The organism is Qipengyuania pacifica, from assembly GCF_019711555.1.
GTDB lineage: Bacteria > Pseudomonadota > Alphaproteobacteria > Sphingomonadales > Sphingomonadaceae > Qipengyuania > Qipengyuania pacifica.
The window spans coordinates 433952-452573 of record NZ_JAIGNQ010000003.1 but is presented as its reverse complement, the minus strand read 5'-3'; the positions used below and the strand labels follow the sequence as shown (position 1 = coordinate 452573).

The 18622-nt window shown below is 60.3% G+C and carries 20 protein-coding genes; 7 read left to right on the top strand and 13 right to left on the bottom strand.

The window, feature by feature from the left end; all coding sequences use genetic code 11:
- Positions 1-11 precede the first annotated feature (11 nt).
- The 3 genes from K3177_RS11890 to radA are packed head-to-tail and all read right to left on the bottom strand — an operon-like array spanning position 12 to position 2352.
- A complete protein-coding gene (locus K3177_RS11890; protein WP_221598414.1) occupies positions 12-443 on the bottom strand; it encodes an iron-sulfur cluster assembly scaffold protein in 432 nt (143 codons plus the stop codon).
- The gene (locus K3177_RS11885) at positions 443-964 is read right to left on the bottom strand and encodes a CvpA family protein (RefSeq protein ID WP_103025030.1); all 522 of its coding nucleotides are present in this window, start codon (positions 962-964) and stop codon (positions 443-445) included. Before K3177_RS11885 ends, K3177_RS11890 begins: the two co-directional genes overlap by 1 nt.
- Before the next feature lie 20 nt (positions 965-984).
- Entirely contained in the window at positions 985-2352 is a 1368-nt protein-coding gene (radA, locus tag K3177_RS11880; protein WP_196846139.1) for a DNA repair protein RadA, read from the bottom strand.
- A gap of 71 nt (positions 2353-2423) precedes the next feature.
- On the opposite strand from radA, the gene K3177_RS11875 reads away from it, so the two are divergent.
- Complete coding sequence (locus tag K3177_RS11875; protein ID WP_221598413.1) at positions 2424-4742, top strand: patatin-like protein; 2319 nt, start codon at positions 2424-2426, stop codon at positions 4740-4742.
- A 9-nt stretch (positions 4743-4751) separates the two neighbouring features.
- Here K3177_RS11875 and dnaJ read toward each other — a convergent pair whose 3' ends face one another.
- Both dnaJ and dnaK read right to left on the bottom strand, forming a co-directional pair.
- Positions 4752-5870, bottom strand: coding sequence for a molecular chaperone DnaJ (gene dnaJ, locus K3177_RS11870; RefSeq protein ID WP_221598412.1), 1119 nt, complete (start codon positions 5868-5870; stop codon positions 4752-4754).
- 68 nt (positions 5871-5938) lie between these two features.
- On the bottom strand, positions 5939-7873 hold the full coding sequence (dnaK, locus tag K3177_RS11865) for a molecular chaperone DnaK (protein ID WP_221598411.1): 1935 nt from the start codon (positions 7871-7873) through the stop codon (positions 5939-5941).
- A gap of 177 nt (positions 7874-8050) precedes the next feature.
- Here dnaK and K3177_RS11860 point away from each other — a divergent pair, with 177 nt between their 5' ends.
- Complete coding sequence (locus K3177_RS11860; protein WP_221598410.1) at positions 8051-8530, top strand: copper chaperone PCu(A)C; 480 nt, start codon at positions 8051-8053, stop codon at positions 8528-8530.
- Between the two features lie 86 nt (positions 8531-8616).
- Here K3177_RS11860 and K3177_RS15595 read toward each other — a convergent pair whose 3' ends face one another.
- Positions 8617-8835: a hypothetical protein gene (locus K3177_RS15595; RefSeq protein WP_420493675.1), complete on the bottom strand. Its 219-nt coding sequence runs from the start codon at positions 8833-8835 to the stop codon at positions 8617-8619.
- Here K3177_RS15595 and K3177_RS15590 point away from each other — a divergent pair.
- The gene (locus tag K3177_RS15590; RefSeq protein ID WP_420493674.1) at positions 8827-9066 is read left to right on the top strand and encodes a hypothetical protein; all 240 of its coding nucleotides are present in this window, start codon (positions 8827-8829) and stop codon (positions 9064-9066) included. The two genes, K3177_RS15595 and K3177_RS15590, sit on opposite strands and share 9 nt — an antisense overlap.
- Before the next feature lie 25 nt (positions 9067-9091).
- On the opposite strand, the gene K3177_RS11850 is transcribed toward K3177_RS15590, so the two are convergent.
- From K3177_RS11850 to hrcA, 4 genes are all read right to left on the bottom strand, one after another.
- Complete coding sequence (locus tag K3177_RS11850) at positions 9092-9382, bottom strand: glycine zipper domain-containing protein (protein WP_221598408.1); 291 nt, start codon at positions 9380-9382, stop codon at positions 9092-9094.
- Between the two features lie 107 nt (positions 9383-9489).
- Positions 9490-11241: a DUF885 domain-containing protein gene (locus tag K3177_RS11845; RefSeq protein WP_221598407.1), complete on the bottom strand. Its 1752-nt coding sequence runs from the start codon at positions 11239-11241 to the stop codon at positions 9490-9492.
- Between the two features lie 24 nt (positions 11242-11265).
- Positions 11266-11859, bottom strand: a complete 594-nt coding sequence (gene grpE / locus K3177_RS11840) for a nucleotide exchange factor GrpE (protein WP_103025037.1) — start codon at positions 11857-11859, stop codon at positions 11266-11268.
- A gap of 12 nt (positions 11860-11871) precedes the next feature.
- Positions 11872-12915, bottom strand: a complete 1044-nt coding sequence (hrcA, locus tag K3177_RS11835; RefSeq protein ID WP_221598406.1) for a heat-inducible transcriptional repressor HrcA — start codon at positions 12913-12915, stop codon at positions 11872-11874.
- Positions 12916-12999: 84 nt separating this feature from the next.
- On the opposite strand from hrcA, the gene rph reads away from it, so the two are divergent.
- Positions 13000-13716, top strand: coding sequence for a ribonuclease PH (rph, locus tag K3177_RS11830; protein ID WP_196846129.1), 717 nt, complete (start codon positions 13000-13002; stop codon positions 13714-13716).
- Positions 13713-14339 carry an RdgB/HAM1 family non-canonical purine NTP pyrophosphatase gene (gene rdgB, locus K3177_RS11825; RefSeq protein ID WP_221598405.1) on the top strand — a complete coding sequence of 209 codons (627 nt, stop codon included), beginning with the start codon at positions 13713-13715 and terminating at the stop codon, positions 14337-14339. Before rph ends, rdgB begins: the two co-directional genes overlap by 4 nt.
- Before the next feature lie 3 nt (positions 14340-14342).
- On the opposite strand, the gene K3177_RS11820 is transcribed toward rdgB, so the two are convergent.
- A complete protein-coding gene (locus K3177_RS11820) occupies positions 14343-14852 on the bottom strand; it encodes a CAP domain-containing protein (protein ID WP_345725400.1) in 510 nt (169 codons plus the stop codon).
- A gap of 115 nt (positions 14853-14967) precedes the next feature.
- Between K3177_RS11820 and hemW the strand changes: the two genes are divergently transcribed.
- A complete protein-coding gene (hemW, locus tag K3177_RS11815; protein WP_221598404.1) occupies positions 14968-16122 on the top strand; it encodes a radical SAM family heme chaperone HemW in 1155 nt (384 codons plus the stop codon).
- Positions 16119-17015, top strand: coding sequence for a tyrosine recombinase XerC (locus tag K3177_RS11810; RefSeq protein WP_221598403.1), 897 nt, complete (start codon positions 16119-16121; stop codon positions 17013-17015). Before hemW ends, K3177_RS11810 begins: the two co-directional genes overlap by 4 nt.
- Here the strand turns inward: K3177_RS11810 and K3177_RS11805 are convergent.
- Complete coding sequence (locus tag K3177_RS11805; protein WP_221598402.1) at positions 17012-17617, bottom strand: DedA family protein; 606 nt, start codon at positions 17615-17617, stop codon at positions 17012-17014. The two genes, K3177_RS11810 and K3177_RS11805, sit on opposite strands and share 4 nt — an antisense overlap.
- A 32-nt stretch (positions 17618-17649) precedes the next feature.
- Positions 17650-18618: a glutathione synthase gene (gshB, locus tag K3177_RS11800; protein ID WP_221598401.1), complete on the bottom strand. Its 969-nt coding sequence runs from the start codon at positions 18616-18618 to the stop codon at positions 17650-17652.
- Between the last annotated feature and the right edge of the window lie 4 nt (positions 18619-18622).

The window sequence follows — 18622 nt, the reverse complement described above, 5'->3', positions numbered from 1 at the left end:
GCGTCGGGAAGCTAGCGGGCCGCTTCAGTCTTGGAAAGCGCATCCAGCGCCGCTCTCCACGGCAGGAGAATTGCTTCGTGGCGCCCCAGATGCGGCCGGGCGGGTTCAAGCAGTTCAAGTCGGGGAAGAATGGAGCTGGGTGCCTTGTCTTGCAGCCATTCGCCGAGGTTTTCGACCATGGCCGCGATCGCCGCAGCGTTCATCCCGGACGACTCGCGCGCGAAGATCGCAGCAGACGCCTGGCCGACAGCGCAAGCGGAAACCCTGAGGCCAAGATCCTCGAGTGATCCACCAGAGGACGACAGATCGATTACGCTTCCGCAGCTGCGCGACCGGGCATGGCCTATCGCGGGGGCTGCAGTGTCAAAGGGATAATCGGCCAGTTCGATAGCCAGAGCCAGCAGTTCGGTCGAGTAGAGCGCAGGCGCGCGGGAGGAAGCCATCACTCGCTTTCGTCAGACTGATCGCGCAAAGTGGCTCGCCGCTCCGCCAGAACCTGAACAAGGGCACGCGAGCTGGAATCCACCAACTCATAGCTGCGCGCTGTGGTGATCCAGTTCGGCCGCCCCTTGTAGCTCCATACCGTATCGTAACCCAGTACGAGCAGCGAAAAGGCGATCACGACGATGAGCATGCCCTTCAGCGCGCCGAACCCGAAGCCGAGAACCCGGTCGATCGGCCCAAGCAGCGAATTGCGCGATGCCATCCCCACATTGTTGGCGATGACCTTCATCGCGGCATAGGGAATGAGCAGCAGCAGGGTGAATGCGAGCAGCGATGTCGTGATGTCGTCGCCGAGAAAATCCTGCAGTGACAGGGTCAGAGGCGTGTGCAGAAAGCGGATGGCGAACGCGGCCAGTACCCAGGCTGCAAGCGAAAGTATTTCCTGAAGGAAACCACGCATGAAGCCGCCCGCAGCAGCGATGCCGACGATCAACAGGACGATATAATCGAAACCGGTCATGACCCTTCCTTGGTCGTGACTTATGAATTACCGATTACGCGGTCAACGAGGTTCGCCAGTTGTCCCAAACCATCGTAAGCGAGCGCCGACGATCCACCCTTCACATCCAGCGGTCCGAACCCTCGATCGAAGCCGAGCTTGGCCGCTTCCCGCAGGCGCAGACCGCCATGCGCGACCGGGCGGATTTCGCCCGCGAGCGAGACCTCGCCCAGCCAGATGCTGCGCGCGGGCAGAGCCTTGTCCGACATCGCGCTGACGAGCGCCGCAGCGACGGCAAGATCCGCCGCTGGGTCGGATAGCCGATAACCGCCAGCCACGTTCAGATAGACTTCTGCCGAACTGAAGTTCAGCCCACATCGCGACTCCAGTACGGCAAGGAGCATCGCAAGCCGGCCCGTGTCCCAACCGACGACGGCACGGCGAGGCGTCGCCCCGGATTGCAGCCTTACGATCAGCGCCTGAATTTCCACGAGCACCGGCCGCGTGCCTTCGATGGCCGGGAAAACGGCACTGCCGGCCATCGGTTCGTCACGGCCCGAAAGGAACAACATGGAAGGATTGTCCACCTCTTCCAGCCCTTCCCCCGCCATGGCGAAGACACCGATTTCGTCGACGGCGCCGAAGCGGTTCTTGAGCGCGCGCAAAATCCGGTACTGATGGCTCCGCTCCCCTTCGAAACTCATCACCACATCGACCATGTGTTCGAGCACGCGGGGCCCCGCGATGCTGCCATCCTTGGTCACATGACCGACAAGTACAAGAGCGACACCGTTTTCCTTCGCGTAGCGGATCAGTTCGAATGCACAGCCACGGACCTGGCTGACCGTTCCCGGCGCGCCTTCGATCGTGTCGGAATGCATCGTCTGGATCGAATCGATCACCAGCAGACCCGGTGCATCCATAGAACCCAAGGTCGTGAGAATATCGCGCACACCGGTCGCCGCTGCCAGCTTTACCGGGGCATCTGAGAGACCCAGCCTCGCCGCGCGCATGCGCACCTGACCCGATGCTTCTTCGCCGCTGACGTAAACGACGCCCCGCCCTTCGCGGGCGATCCGTGCTGCCGCCTGCAGCAGAAGGGTGGATTTCCCGATACCCGGATCCCCGCCGAGCAAGATCGCCGAACCCGGAACGAGCCCGCCACCCAGGGCCCGGTCGAATTCGGCCAGACCGGTGGGCTGCCGCACGGGAAGAGGTCCCGGCTTGTCCAATTCGACAAACTCGACGGCCCTCCCCCCACTCGAAAGATCGTGTTTCATCGAAAAGACGGTCGCCGGGGCATCTTCCACCAGCGTATTCCATTCTGCGCAGTCGGCACATTGCCCCTGCCAGCGATGGGAGACACTGCCACAGGCCTGGCAGACATAGCGTTTCTTCGGCTTTGCCATGAGCCCAGCTAGACAGAACATTTGATGAACGCAATTGCCTTGCGGCGTTTATCCGTGCACAGCATCGGGCGATGCGGCACAAGGAACTGAGGATCGCGCTGGTATGCTATGGCGGAGTCAGCCTGGCGGTCTATATGCACGGGGTTACACGCGAGTTGTGGCAGCTCGCCAGGGCTAGCCGCGATTTCCATTCGACAAGTTCATCCCCCGACGGCGTAGGCAGGGTCTATCGCGATCTGCTTGAGCGGATTGTGGCAGAACAGGACCTGCATGTCCGGGTCCTGCCCGACATCATGAGCGGCGCGAGCGCGGGCGGGATCAACACCGTCTTTCTGGCGCAGGCGGTTCATTCCGGCCAGTCACTGGAGCCTTTGACCGATCTCTGGCTGGAGGTCGCCGATGTGGACGAACTGGTCGATCCAAAGGCGCGGCTCAAATGGCGCTTTTCGAAAATGTGGGCACAGCCCTTCGCGACCTGGCTACTGAACCGCCCGGGCGGTGATCTAGCCGATGCCGTCGCACCGGAAACGCGGGCAGAGGTCGAACGCAAGGTCTCGCATCTCGTACGCGGGCGGTGGTTCGAACCGCCATTTTCCGGCATCGGCTTTTCGCGTCTGCTGGAACGGGCGTTTTCGGCAATGGCCGAAAGCAAAATAGAAAAGCCGCTCCTCCCACCGGGCCACCCGCTGGACCTGTATGTCACCACGACGGATTTTCATGGATATCTGGAACTCCTGCGGCTCCATAGCCCGCCTGTCGTCGAAGACACTGAACATCGCATGCCCATCTCATTCAGGACGCGCACGCCCGCGGCGGGTGGACGCGATCTGGCCAATCCGCTCGAACTGGTATTTGCGGCCCGTGCGACAGCCAGTTTTCCTGGCGCCTTCCCACCCTTGCGCGTCGAAGAGATCGATCAGCTTTCCAATCTCACCGAACGTACGTGGGCTGGGCGCGATGATTTTATCCAACGCATAATGCCCGTTCATGCTGCGCGGGATAGTATTGAAAACGTGTCGCTTATCGACGGATCGGTACTCGTCAACAAACCGTTCGCCGGCGCCATTTCCGCTCTTCAGGGTCGTCCCGCTCAGCGCGAGGTGGATCGCCGTTTCGTATATGTCGATCCCCGCCCGGACAGGTCGAGCAATCGCACGTCGGAAAAGAACGAGCCGGTTGGTTTCTTCTCCGCGATCTTCGGATCCTTGTCGACCATTCCGCGCGAACAGCCCATTCGTGACAATCTGGAACAGCTCGAAGAACAGAGCCGCGAGGCTGAAAGGTTGAGGCGGATCGTCAGCGCGCTGCGGCCAGAAGTGGATGCAGCCGTCGACAAACTGTTCGGACGCACACTGTTTCTGGATCGCCCCACTCCAGCGCGGTTGAATGCGTGGCGGCAGAAAGCCCAGCAGGCGGCGGCTGAAAGGGCCGGATATGCATTCCACGCTTATGCGCAGGCCAAGTTTGCCGGGATCGTTACCAGATTGGCCAGGCTCGCCATCGAGGCTGCGCCAAAACTCGCTGTCGACGATACGTCTCCTATCGAAGCCGTGCTGCGGGCCGAATTGGCGCAGCGCGGTTTGGACACGCTTTCTGCACCTGGCGGGGGGGCATCGGCCGAAGCAATCGCTTTCCTGAGAGAACACGACATCGGATTTCGCATTCGCCGCCTGCGGTTGCTCGCCCGGCGCCTGGCGCGCGACTGGGAGGCAGATCCCGACATCCCGGACGATGCATTGGAAAAGGGGCGCGATGCGGTCTTCGAGATACTTGCCCTTTATTTCGAAAAGGAAGGCGTCGCGGCGCTCGGCTCGTCATTCGAGCCCCTGGCCGAAAGTGTGTTGCAAGATCCCGGAAGCCTGCTCGACATGATCGAGGCGAAACGTCTTTTGCCAGACCTCGATGAACGGGCGGAGGAAATGCTTGCCGCTGCGCTTGAGCAGATGCCAAAGAATCTGCGGCGTCGGATGCTGCTGACCTATTTGGGATTCCCGTTTTACGACGTGGCGACCCTGCCGCTCCTGCGTAATGAAGGGCTGACCGAGTTCGACCCGGTTAAAGTGGACCGCATAAGCCCTGATGACGCGCGTAGCATTCGCGAAGGTGGGACACGGGCCACCTTGCGCGGAATCGAGTTTTACAACTTCGGGGCGTTCTTCAGCCGGGCTTACCGCGAGAACGATTACTTATGGGGACGACTGCACGGGGCCGAACGTATGATCGACCTCGTGTGCTCAACCGTAAGCAAGCCCTTTGCGGAGGATACCCGCCGCAGCTTCAAGCGAGAAGCCTTCAATGCCATCCTGGACGAAGAGCAGGGTGCCAAGCGCTGTTCGAAAAAGCTGATCGAGGAAATTCGCCGCGAAGTGTCGGAGCGTTTGCCTGACTAGCAAACGGGATTACCCGCCGAAGGCACCTTTCAGCTTATCGAAGAAACCACGGCTTTCAGGGCATTCGTCGCCAGTTTCCAGTTCGCGGAACTGTTCCAGTAATGCACGCTGTTCCTTGCTCAACCTGGTCGGAGTTTCCACGGCAATTTCGACAACGAGATCGCCGCGACCCCGCCCTTGCAGAACGGGCATGCCAGCACCACGCTGTCGCAGCTGCTTGCCCGACTGAATGCCTGCGGGAATTTCGATCGTGACATCTTCGCCATCCAGATTGGGAATGTCGATCGATCCGCCCAGCGAAGCAGTGGTAAAGCTGATCGGAACGCGCGTTGCGAGAGCTGTCCCTTCGCGCTGGAAAATCTCGTGCGGCTTCACATGCACGAAAATATAAAGGTCACCGGGAGGAGCACCACGCGGCCCAGCTTCCCCCTTGCCCGAAAGCCGAATCCGCGTCCCGGTATCGACGCCCGGCGGAATTTCGACGGCAAGCGCCTGAGGAACGTCTATGCGTCCTTCCCCGCGGCAGTCGCGACAGGGCGAGGTGATGACTTCACCGCTGCCATGGCAATTGGGGCATGGTCGCTCGACCACGAAAAAACCTTGCTTGGCCCGAACTTGTCCCTGCCCGTGGCAAAGGTTGCAAGTTCGCGCGCGAGTACCTGGCGTAGCGCCGGACCCGTGGCAGGTTTCGCAATTCTGTGAAACTTCGATCTCGATCTCGGTCGATTTACCGTGAAAGGCTTCTTCCAGATCGATCTGCATATCGTACCGCAGATCCGCACCGCGCCTGGGACGTGCACGTCCTCCGCCGCCGAATGCACCACCAAAGATCGTTTCGAATATATCCCCGATGTCGCCGAAGTCGGCACCGGGTTGACCACCGCCCGGTCCGCCTTGCTGAAAAGCTGCGTGGCCATAACGGTCGTAGGCGGCACGTTTTTGAGGATCCTTGAGAACCTCATAGGCGGCACTCACGGCCTTGAACTTGCCTTCGCTTTCCCCGCATCCAGAATTGCGATCCGGATGGTGCTTCATCGCCAGTTTGCGATAGGCCGACTTGATCGTCGCCCCATCGGCATCGCGGCTCACTCCAAGGAGTTCGTAAAAATCAATTTCGGTCGCTGACATGGCTTCCCAATACTCAATCGCCACCGGTGCATTGCGGCACCGGCGGCGACTGGTTTCTCATCGTCCGATCAGTTCTTCGCGTCTTCGTCGACTTCGGAGAATTCGGCGTCGACGACTTCTTCTTCCGAGCCGCCTTCACTACCGGCAGCCGCGCCGTCGGTCGGAGCGTCGGAAGCGGCCTTGGCTTGCTCCTGCTCGTAAATCGACTGGCCCATCTTCATCGCGCTCTGCGACAGGTCCTGAGCCTTGGCGTTGATGTCGGCTGCATCGTCGCCTTCGAGCGCCGTCTTGAGGGCGGCAACCTTCTCTTCAACTTCGCTCTTCAACGAAGCGTCGATCTTGTCGCCATGTTCTTCAAGCTGCTTTTCGGTTGCGTGAACGAGACTGTCGGCCTGATTGCGCGCTTCCGCACCTTCACGACGCTTCTTGTCCTCGTCGGCGAACTTCTCCGCGTCCTGAACCATCTTTTCGATGTCGTCGTCGGACAGACCGCCCGACGCCTGGATGCGGATCTGCTGTTCCTTGCCCGTGCCCTTGTCTTTGGCGGACACGTTCACGATGCCGTTGGCATCGATGTCGAAGGTAACTTCGATCTGCGGCACACCGCGCGGTGCGGCAGGGATACCGACCAGGTCGAACTGGCCCAGCATCTTGTTGTCCTGCGCCATTTCACGCTCGCCCTGGAAGACGCGGATGGTAACCGCATTCTGGTTGTCTTCCGCGGTCGAGTAGGTCTGCGTCTTCTTGGTCGGGATCGTCGTGTTGCGATCGATCATCTTGGTCATGATGCCGCCGAGCGTTTCGATGCCCAGCGAAAGCGGGGTCACGTCGAGCAGCAGCACATCCTTGACGTCGCCCTGAAGAACGCCGGCCTGGATGGCGGCACCCATTGCAACGACTTCATCGGGGTTCACGCCGGTGTGCGGCTTCGAGCCGAAGAATTCTTCCACCACTTCGCGAACCTTGGGCATGCGGGTCATGCCGCCGACCAGGATCACCTCGTCGATCTCGTTCTTGGACACGCCAGCATCGGCCAGCGCCTTCTTGCACGGTTCGAGCGTGCGCTTGATCAGGTCGCCGACGAGCTGTTCGAGCTTCGAACGGCTGATCGTTTCGACGAGATGCAGAGGGGTAGAACTGCCGCCTTCCATGCGTGCGGTGATGAAGGGCAGGTTGACTTCGGTCTGTGCCGAGCTCGACAGTTCGATCTTCGCCTTTTCGGCGGCTTCCTTCAGACGCTGCAGAGCGAGCTTGTCGGTCCGGAGATCCATGTTCTCCTTCTTCTTGAACTCGTCCGCGAGATATTCGACAATCGCGCTGTCGAAGTCTTCGCCGCCCAGGAAAGTGTCGCCGTTGGTCGACTTCACTTCGAAGACGCCATCGCCGATTTCGAGAACCGAAACGTCGAACGTACCGCCGCCAAGGTCATAGACGGCGATGGTCTTGCCGTCTTCCTTGTCCATGCCGTAGGCAAGTGCTGCAGCCGTCGGTTCGTTGATGATGCGCAGCACTTCGAGGCCGGCGATCTGACCGGCGTCTTTCGTTGCTTGGCGCTGTGCGTCGTTGAAATATGCGGGAACCGTGATCACGGCCTGCGTGACGGTTTCGCCGAGATAGCCCTCTGCCGTTTCTTTCATCTTCTGCAGGATGAAGGCGGACACCTGGCTGGGCGAATAATCTTCGCCGCCGGCTTCGACCCACGCGTCGCCGTTCTTACCCTTGACGATGTCGTAAGGGACAAGACCCATGTCCTTCTTGGTCAGCGGATCATCGAACCGGCGGCCGATAAGGCGCTTGATCGCGAACAGGGTATTGTCAGGATTGGTGACAGCCTGACGCTTGGCCGGCTGACCAATCAGGCGCTCGCCGTCCTTAGTGAAGGCGACAATCGAAGGCGTCGTGCGCGCGCCTTCCGAATTTTCGATAACCTTGGGCTTGCCGCCGTCCATAACGGCGACGCAGCTGTTGGTTGTGCCAAGGTCGATACCGATAACTTTGCTCATGGTTTCCCCATCTGTTTCAAGTCGTTGGACACCGCATCATTGGTTCCCCGATCCTGGCGAAACCGGTCGGCGGCTCTATCCGGTGGTGTATTACTCGGGCGATATAGGTGTGGTTTTTCTTGGCACAAGGGAGGGGGTCGGCTAGTTTTTCGGCCAGTACGTAGAGGGGACAAATTGATGAAACTTACACATTTAGCACCGGCCGCCCTGACTTTAGCGGCGCTCACGTTGGCGGGATGTTCGAGCCCTGCCGAAGAAACCACTGCACCAGCAGCGGATGAAGTGGCCCTCGAAGTCAGCAATGCGCGGCTGATGCTACCGGCAGTATCCGGCAACCCGGGTGCCATCTATTTCGATGTCGAGAACACCGGTGATCGCAATTACGCAATTCGTCGCGCAGATGTGAAAGGGGCCGGCAATGCGGAACTTCACGGTTCGCTGGAAGTCGATGGCCAGATGATGATGGACAGCGTCGGACAGGTACTTGTCGAATCGGGTGGTACGCAGAGCTTTGAGCCCGGCGGCTTCCACGTGATGGTTTTCGATCTCGATCCTTCGGTGCAGGCTGGCACCTCGACCGACATGACGCTCACCGTCGTTGGCGGCAAGAAGAAGACTTTCCCTGTCGAAGTCCGCGCTGCAGGTGACGAGCGCTGAGCGACCGGCAGCAGATGCCGGGCGCGAAAATCATGGGGGATGATCTCGTGCCCGGATGTCCGATTGGGGGCGAGCGGCCCCTGACCTCAGGCGAGATAGAGCTTGCGCGAACCGTTTTCGGTCACGCAATCGATTACAGCCGAATAATGATCAGGCGGAAAAAATGGTTTCCGTTTCAACCTCGTCAGGTCACCATGGCTCCGCGCGGCCACCTGCATTTCCATCCTCGCGGTGAAACTTACTGCGATGATTTCTCGAAGGTCGACCTGCGGCGCCAAGGCCTTTTCATCCACGAATTGGTTCATGTGTGGCAGGTTCAGGCGAAGGGCGAATGGTTTCTGGTAACGCGGCGCATGCCCTGGGCGCGTTACGATTATTCACTCAAGCCCGGTTGGCCACTCGAACGATATGGTATCGAGCAACAGGCGGAGATCGTGAAACATGCTTTCTGGCTGCGCCGAGGCATGAAGATCGCCGGCGTCGCCGATCCGGCTGCTTACGAAATGCTGGTCCGCTTCCCCGGCGCCGAAAGCTGATCCGGCACCGGGGTACGAAGTCTGCTTACCAGTATCGGGCGTAGCGGTCAGCATTACGGCAATCATCGTCGACATAACGGCCATCGCCATAATAGCCGTCGCACTCGTCGTTCTTGTCCGTGGCATAACCGACCACGCCGCCGATGGCGGCGCCGGCCAGCGCGTAGGTGGTGATGTCATCGCCCAGAATGGCGCCCAGACCCGCACCGGCTGCGGCACCGAGCCCGGCGCCTTCGACGCCATAGTTCTGCGCACACGCCCCGAGGCCCAGGGTGGAAACGGCCAGGGCAGGTGCAAGAAATAACTTGGCGTTCATCGCGATTCTCCGAAATTGTTAGCGTTGGCCATCTACGGGCGGCGCCGGATGTTGTTCCTTGGCACCCGCTGCCCGCACCGTATCCCGCGCCACGATTTCGGAAGTCGTCAGTCGTAAGTAACCCCGGGCAACCCCTGCCCGCCATCGGCGATGAATGCGTCGATCCGCGCTTCGAGTGCGGGAAGCGGAACCGAGCCGAGCGACAGCACCACATCGTGGAACTTGCGAATGTCGAAGGAGGAACCGAGCTCGTTTTCGGCCTTCTCGCGCACCCGGCGGATGGTCAGTTCCCCCAGCTTGTAGGCCAGCGCCTGCCCCGGCCAGCTGATGTAGCGGTCGATTTCGGTGCCCACTTCCCGCTCGGACAGCGCAGTATGGCTCGCAAGATAGTCGACCGCCTGCTCCCGGCTCCAGCCGTAGTGATGGATACCGGTATCGATGACCAGCCGCGCAGCGCGCCACATCTCGTAGGACAGGCGGCCGAACTTCTCGTGGGGCGTGCGATAGATGCCCATCTCTTCCCCGAGATATTCCACGTAGAGACCCCAGCCTTCGCCGAAACCGGAGAAATAGGTCTGGCGGCGGAAGCGCGGCGCCTCTTCCTGCTCCAACGCGACGGCACCCTGGAAGCTGTGGCCCGGGACGCATTCGTGCAGTGTAAGTGCAGGGATATTGTAGAGTGGTCGGGACGCCAGATCGTAGGTGTTCATCTGGCAGGCATCGAGCCCGCCCCGTCCCGCCGTATAGAACGGGGCAATGGCAGGATCGACCGGCCGGATGGTGAACCGGTGCCGGGGCAGGAAGCCGAAATAGTCGGCCAGCCGCCCATCGACACGCTTTGCGGCATAGGCAGATACGCCCATCAGTTCATCGGGCGTGCGCGCCACGAATTGCGGATCGGTGCGCAGAAAGTTCACGAATTCCGCCAGCGTGCCGTCGAAATCGGCGCTCTCTTTTACCTTCTCCATCTCGGCGGTAATTCGCGCCACCTCGTCGAGGCCGATGCGGTGGATTTCCTCTGCCGACAGGTCGAGAGTCGTATATTGCCGGATCTGCTGCGCGTAATAGGCCTCGCCATCGGGAAATTCGCTGGCGCCGAGGGTGGTGCGGGTCTGCGGGAGATATTCGTTGCGAAAGAAGGCGAGCCAGTCGGCATAGGCTGGAATGACATCGTCGCGGATCGCTGCACGGCCGGCTGCCCTGAGACGTTCCTGATCGGCTTCGGGAATGCTGCGCGGCATGTCGGCAAATGGCTTCCAGAACGGGCTGTCTTCCGCCTGGTCCACGACATAGGAGGCGATGGATACATCGCGACCATCTAGCGTAACCCGCGGCACCGAGAACCCGCGCGCGAGGCCTGCTTTTGCGTTGGCGGTCTGCTCGGCGAAATATCGCGGAATGTCCTGCATCCGGCCGATGTAGTTTTCGTATTCCTCTACCGTGGTGAAACCCCGCGAGGGCGCGAGGTACGACCAGAAATTGGAATCGCTGTCGAACGGCATTTCCCATTCGGCGAACTGCGCATCGCCGATATCAGATTCCAGCAACGACCGGAGCACTAGAGCATTGGTCCTTGCCTTCTCGCTCAATGCTTCGCGATCGATCTGGTCGAGGCGTGTCAGATAGGACTTGTATTGCGCGGAGCGTTGACGCTGCGCGTCGGGGGTAACCGACCACAAGGTATCGCCCTGCTCGGTGCTACCGTTCGCCGCCTCGCTCATGCCGAACTGTTCGAGCTGGTAGTCGTAATATGCATCAGCCAGCGCCGACAGTTCATCGTCGGCGCTATCCTGAGCAGCAAGCGGTGTAGCGAAGGCGGAGGCGACAAGAACCGCCGCTCCGAAAATGGCAGTCCTCATCGTCATTCCCCTGCTTTGACGGAGTTAATCGGGCTTCTTGGCCACGCCGACCATGGCTGGACGCAGCAGGCGATCCTTGATCATATACCCGGCCTGCATTTCCTGCACGATCGTGCCGGGCTCTGCATCATCGGTCGGCACTTCCATCATTGCCTGATGCTGGTTCGGGTCGAGCGGCATGCCCTTGGCGGCAATGCGAGTGATGCCATTGCTGTTGAAGACTTTCTCCAACTCACGCTGAGTGGCTTCGATGCCGGCGATGAAATTCTTCGCCTTTTCGTGTTCGCGTAGTTCTTCGGGAACGTGGTCGAGCGCCCTCGCAAGATTGTCGGCAACACTGAGAATATCGCGTGCGAAACCCGTCGCTGCATAATTGCGGGCGTCCTGAACATCCTTTTCGAGCCGGCGACGCACATTCTGTGTTTCCGCACGCGCATACAGCACGTCCTGCATCGCCGTTTCGAGATCGCCCTTCAGTTTCGCAAGCGCATCATCGATCGGAGTATCGGCGTCGTCATCTGAATCGTCGCGAAGATGTTCGGGCACACCTTCCATCTCACGTGCCAGATCTGCATCGACCGCTTTTTCGTGCGGTTCGTTCTTGTTCTCGTCGTTCACTGGAAAACCCTGTCAGCCAATTCGTTTACCCAAGGATCGGGCGGTGAAATCCACCATGGGGACGACTCGCGCGTAATTCAACCGAGTTGGGCCGATGACACCCAGCACACCGACAACCTTACCCTCGCGGTCCCGGTAGGGTGAAGCGATCACGGAAGAGCCCGAAAGCGAGAAAAGCCGGTTCTCGCTGCCGATGAATATGCGCATCGCGTCAGCTCTCCGGGCACGTTCCAGCAAGCCGGCCACCGATTGCTTGCTTTCCAAATCGTCGAGCAGCGAGCGAACCCGTTCGATATCGCCCAGTGCGGTCTCGTCGAGCAGGTTGGCCTGCCCCCGGACGATCAGGACCGGGCGGTTGCTGGCATCTTCACTCCATACCGCGAGCCCCCGCTGGACCAAATCGCGACTGGCTTCGTCGAGGGCAGATCTGCCGCTGGCAATCTCCTTTTCGACCATGCTCGCGGCCTGCGCCAAGGTCCGTCCGGCGCTTCGCGCGGTGAGATAGTTGCTCGCCTGCTCGAGTGACGTGCCGAGCGCCTCGACCGGAAGGGCGATAATCCGGTTCTCGATATGTCCGTCTTCGCCCACCAGAACAGCCAGCACGCGGTTTGCATCCAACGCGGTGAGGGATATCTGTGCGAGCTTGGGTTCGCGTGTCGGCACCATCACCATGCCAGCTGCGCCCGAAAGATCGGATAGCAAGGCGCTGGTTTCTTCCAAAGCTCGCTCGATCGGTCCCGGCTCCGCAAGGCGTTGTTCGATTGCGGCACGTTCTTCGCGGGTCGGCTCGGCGACTTGCATCATCGCATCGACGAAAAGACGAAGGCCCGTTTCCGTCGGCATTCTACCCGCACTGGTATGCGGTGCCGCCAGCAGTCCGCGCTGCTCGAGTTCGGCCAGCACCGAGCGTATCGACGCCGGCGAAAGGTTCACCCCCCCTTCCCCCGCCAGCGCCTTGGAGCCCATGGGTGTGCCGCTTTCCAGATACCCTTCGACCACGAGCCGGAAGATATCCCGTGCGCGATCGGACAAATCTGTGAGTGGCGGTGAATTCATGTTCCCTATCTAACCACTCCCCTTGCGGCCTCAAGACCCTTGCGCCACAGGCATCCCCGAGATTCGACTGCAATGGAGAAACCTATGCGACCTTCCGGCCGTGCGCCCGACGAAATGCGCGCTATCACCATCGAAACCGGCTACACCAAGCATGCTGAGGGCAGCTGCCTGATCAGTTTCGGTGAAACGCGTGTCCTGTGCACCGCTTCGGTCGAAGATCGAATCCCGCCCTGGCTTCGCGGCAAGGGCGAAGGCTGGGTCACTGGTGAGTATTCTATGCTCCCGCGCGCGACGCATACCCGCGGCCAGCGCGAAGCGGCCAAAGGCAAGCAGAGCGGCCGGACGCAGGAAATCCAGCGTTTGATCGGCCGCAGCCTGCGCTCGGTCGTGGACCTGAAGAAGCTGGGCGAGCATCAGATCACGCTGGATTGCGACGTTTTGCAGGCCGACGGCGGTACTCGCACGGCCTCTATCTCCGGCGCTTGGGTCGCCCTTCGCCTGGCAGTCGATGGCCTGATGAAATCGGGCGCTATTACGCAGGATCCGATTTCGGCGAAAATTGCCGCGATCTCCTGCGGTATCTACAAGGGCACACCTGTTCTCGACCTCGACTATCCCGAGGACAGCAGCGCTGATGCCGATGCCAATTTCGTCCTCATCGAAGGCGGCAAGATTGCCGAGGCACAAGCCACCGCCGAAGGCGCGCCCTATGACGAGGAGGGCTTCCTGCGGCTCCTGCGCCTTGCCCAGATCGGCTGCGCGCAGATCTTCAAGGCTCAGGAAGAGGCAACGCGCAAATGACACGCCGCATCGGTTCGAGCACGCTGGTGATTGCCACGCATAATGCGGGAAAGCTCAAAGAGATTTCCGCGCTGCTCGAACCGTATGGTGTCAAATGCATCTCGGCGGGCTCCCTCGGGCTGCCCGAACCTGCAGAAGCGGGCACCACGTTCGTCCAAAATGCGCTTCTGAAAGCGCGGGCGGCAGCGGAGGCTTCGGGTCTGGTGGCTCTGGCAGACGATAGCGGCCTGTCGGTTGACGCACTCGACGGGCGACCCGGCGTCTATACCGCGGATTGGGCGGAACGGCAGTGGTTCGAAGGCGATCCCGGTCGTGATTGGTTCATGGCCATGGGCAAGGTGGAAGGCATGCTTCAGCAGAAAGGGGCGAATGTCGATCGTTCCAGCGCCTTTCATTGCGTGCTCGCTCTGGCGTGGCCCGATGGGGAACACGCCATATACGAAGGGACCGCAAAGGGCACGCTCACCTGGCCTCCGCGGGGCGCTCTGGGATTCGGATACGATCCGGTTTTCGTACCCGAGGGACGCGAACAGACTTTCGCTGAACTCGATCCTTCAGATAAGCACGCCATCAGCCACCGCGCGGATGCCTTTGCGAAGCTGGTCGCCGAGCAGTTCGGCTGAATCTCAGTAGGCTTTTCGACCCCAGACATTCCCGGCCGGCCAGTACCGGCAGACAAGCACATCATTGCCGCGCGCCGTAACCACCGCGCAACCAACCTCTTTCGTGTCACGCCACACTATCTGAGTGTAATGGCCTACATCGCTCCAACTCCCGGTGCGCGAGATGTTTGGAAAACTGTCATGCCGGTAGTGTTTCTTCTCGTCGAGAAACATGCCCACCATGGTTTCGATCGGCCAATTGCCGGCTGTTCCCATCCAAAGGTTCTCACCCGTACCGTTGCGTGTGGAGCGATCGGCGTGTTGTAAAACGCCTTTTTCGGAGAGGACGCGCGCCCATTGTTCTGCTTCGCGTTCGAGATGGACATTCCATTTCAGCGGCTCGAGACTGAGGCGGTTTCGTTCTGCATTGTGCATGCCGAGAATGCGTGCCGCGACCTGGACCCTGGAACCTGATGGCGCCGTTCGCTCCCCAGGCATCGCATAGCTCGAGTTAGACGATCCGCTTGCAGCCACGGCAGTCCCCGTGGCACAAAGCACCGCTAAAGCGCCGACGATAGGCGCAGTCCATCTTCTTGACCCGTCCATGGCGGGCAGATTCCGCATCCACAGTTAAGATAAGCTGAAGATATTGGCCCGCGCATTATACATTCATTGGCCGTTCTGCCTTGCGAAATGCCCCTATTGCGATTTCAACAGTCATGTACGGCAGACCACGGATGTCACGTTGTGGGAAACGGCCCTGCTTGCAGACATGCGTCATGAGCACGGCGAAGTCTGCTCCGATGAACCGCTGACGAGCATCTTTTTCGGTGGTGGAACCCCTTCCCTGATGCCCCCAGCGTTGGTCTCGACCCTTCTAGGCGAGGCCGAACGCCTCTGGGGTTTCGAACCCGGAATCGAAATCACGCTGGAAGCCAATCCCAGTTCGGTAGAAGCTGCCAAATTCGCCGAGCTTGCCCTTGCCGGGGTTAATCGGGTTTCGCTCGGTGTGCAGAGCCTGCGCGACGACGTACTGCGCTTCCTCGGCCGCCTTCACGGCGCGGACGAAGCGGTAAAAGCTGTCGAGGTGGCGCAAAGCCATTTCTCGCGCGTGTCGATCGATCTTATCTACGCACGCCCGGAGCAATCGGAAAATGACTGGAGCATGGAACTGGCCGAAGCTCTCGCGCTGGGCACCGATCACATGTCGCTTTACCAGCTCACTATCGAACCGACGACCCGGTTCGCGACCGATGTCCGTCGCGGCATTTTCGACCCGCTGGACGACGACAATGCCGCAGATCTCTTCGCTCTCACGCGCAGCATGACAGACGCAGCGGGGCTACCGGCATATGAGGTCAGCAACCATGCCCGCCCCGGACAGGAAAGCAGGCACAACCTCACATACTGGCGGTATCAGGATTATATCGGCATCGGACCCGGCGCCCATGGGCGGCGTCGAAATGAGGCAACAGTTAGGCATAAGAAACCGGAAAACTATCTTTCGGCAGTCGCGGATCACTCGCACGGAATTGCCGAAGCACGCATGCTCGATCGGCGCGAACAGGCTTCCGAAGCACTCCTGATGGGCCTTCGACTTGACGAAGGGATCGACCTCGCTGCGATCGGTGGCCGGTTCGATGTTACGACCTCTAGTCTGATCGATGTCAGCAAGATGGCCCTTTATCGGAATCTCGGCCTCGTGTGGTCGAGGGAGGAAAAGATCGGCGTCACTCCGCAAGGCATGCCATTGCTGGATGCGCTGCTGGGCGAATTGGTTCAGGCAGATCTGGTGGCATCATGAGCCGGGCTGAGCTGCTGAGTCCTTGGCACGATCACCTCGCTTTGGGGCTCAGGCGTTCGCCGCATACGGTTCGGGCTTACGACAAGGCCGCATCAACCCTTCTCGCTCGGCTCAACCTCAATTCTTGGGACCAGGTGGCCGATATCACGGCTGCACAACTGCGGTCCCATCTCGCCTCGCGGCGTTCGGACGGATTATCGAATGCTTCTGCGGCGCGTGAGTTGTCCGCGCTCAAGGGGTTTATCGCTTTCGCCCGGGCACAGGCAGGCCATGAACTTTCCGACCCTCCCCGAATGCGAGGTCCCAAAATCCGCAAGGGTTTGCCCCGCCCCGTCACGCCTGACGATGCGATAGGGCTTGCCGATACCGTGGAGGCTATCGCAGGCGAAGACTGGATTGGCGCGCGGGACCGTGCGGTTCTCCTCCTGCTTTATGGCGCGGGCATGCGTATAGCCGAGGCACTCTCTGTTTCAGGGGATGCGATCCCCCTGGGTGAACGACTGACCGTCACCGGCAAGGGCGGCAAACAGCGCGTTGTACCTATCCTGCTCGTCGTGCGGGAAGCGGTGGCTGATTACGTCGCTCAATGTCCTTGGACGCTGAGCAGAAATGAGCCCCTCTTCCGGGGGGCCAAGGGCGGGCCATTGACCCAAGGTGTCGTGCAGAAGGCGACCGCTCGGGCCCGAAAGGCACTGGGGCTGCCAGACACGGCAACACCCCACGCACTGCGCCACAGCTTCGCGACCCATCTTCTGGGCGCAGGCGCAGATCTACGCAGCCTGCAGGAATTGCTTGGCCATGCCAGCCTCGGCTCCACGCAGATTTATACCAAGGTCGACGCCGCTAGCCTGCTGGATATCTATCGCAAGGCCCACCCGCGCGAAGGCAGCTAGCGCTTGTCGCGCGGTTTCCACGTAACCACCCGCCACAGATATCCGACCAGCGCAAGGCCGATGAATCCGAGGATGATCCAGCCAAGTATGTGCTGCGATTCTTCCAGCCAGTCGGCGAGCCTTCGCCCGCCTTCGACCAGGAGAAGGTTCCAGATGAACGCCCCCGCAAAGGTAAAGGCAAGAAACCGCCAGACGCCCATGTGAGCCAAGCCTGCCGGAAGCGAAATCATGGTACGGAAGATCGGCGTAAACCGGAACACGAACACCACCCATGGCCCATGCCGCCGAAAAAACCCGCGTGCCTTTTCGACATCTTCCCATTCCATGGTCAGCCAGCGCCCCCATCTCTCGACAAAGGGTTCGAGCCTCGTTTTGCCCCAATGGTCTCCCAGCCAATACCAGGCATAATTCCCGAGAGTCGATCCGACCGTCCCGGAGATCATCAATGGCCAGAAATCCATCGTGCCGCGGGACACCGCCACCCCGCCAAGCCCCATGATGACTTCGGAAGGGATCGGCGGGAAAATGTTCTCCAGCGCCATGAGAAGGAAGATGCCGACGAGGCCGCCCTGCTCTATCGCGCGGATGATAAGTTCGTGCATGGACCGCTAACGATCAACTCTGTCGGATGGTCCTACATTGCGGCATGACGGCGTTCGATCGCATCCCATATGAGCCCGGCCGTATCCGTGCCGTTGAATCTGTCGATCGCAACGATTCCCGTAGGCGAGGTGACATTTATCTCCGTCAGCCACTTGCCTCCGATCACATCAATGCCAACGAAGACGAGCCCGCGCCGCTTGAGTTCAGGCCCCATCGCCGCGCAGATTTCCTCTTCCCGCGCAGTCAGCTCCGTCGCTTCGGCATGACCGCCCTGAGCAAGATTGGAACGAAACTCGCCTTCGCCTGGGAAGCGGTTAATTGCGCCGGCAAACTCGCCATCGACCAGTACGATGCGTTTGTCGCCTTCACTCACTTCAGGAAGGAAAGGCTGCACCATGTGCGGTTCCGGCCAGGTTTGATCGAACACCTCGGACAAGGCCGAAAGATTCGTACCGGACTCGTCGATCCTGAAGATCGCCTTGCCACCGTTGCCGTGAAGAGGCTTCACCACGACCGATCCGTGTTTTTTCTGGAATGCTCGCAGATCATCCACGTGGCGTGCGACGAGCGTCGGCGGCATATATTGCGCATAGTCCAGCACGAACATCTTCTCGGGGGCGTTCACGACTTCTCGCGGGTCGTTGGCAACGAGCGTCTTTCCCTTCAGGCGATCGAGCAGCAGCGCCGCACTGATATAGCCGAGATGAAAGGGCGGATCCTGGCGCATCAGGATTACGTCGATGTCTTGCGCCAGGTCGATGCGTCGGCGCTCTCCCGCGCTGAAATGATTTCCTGCATCGCGCTGCACTGTTACCGGCGCGGCATGCGCAGTAATCCGGCCATGGGGTGTCCCATCGCTTTCGTAGGCAAGGCTGGTCACATCATAATGCCAGAGTTCGTGCCCTCGCGCCTGCGCCGACAGCATCAGGGCGAAGGAACTGTCGCCCGCAATGTTGATGTTCTCGAGCGGGTCCATCTGGACGGCGACGCGTAGCGACATTTTA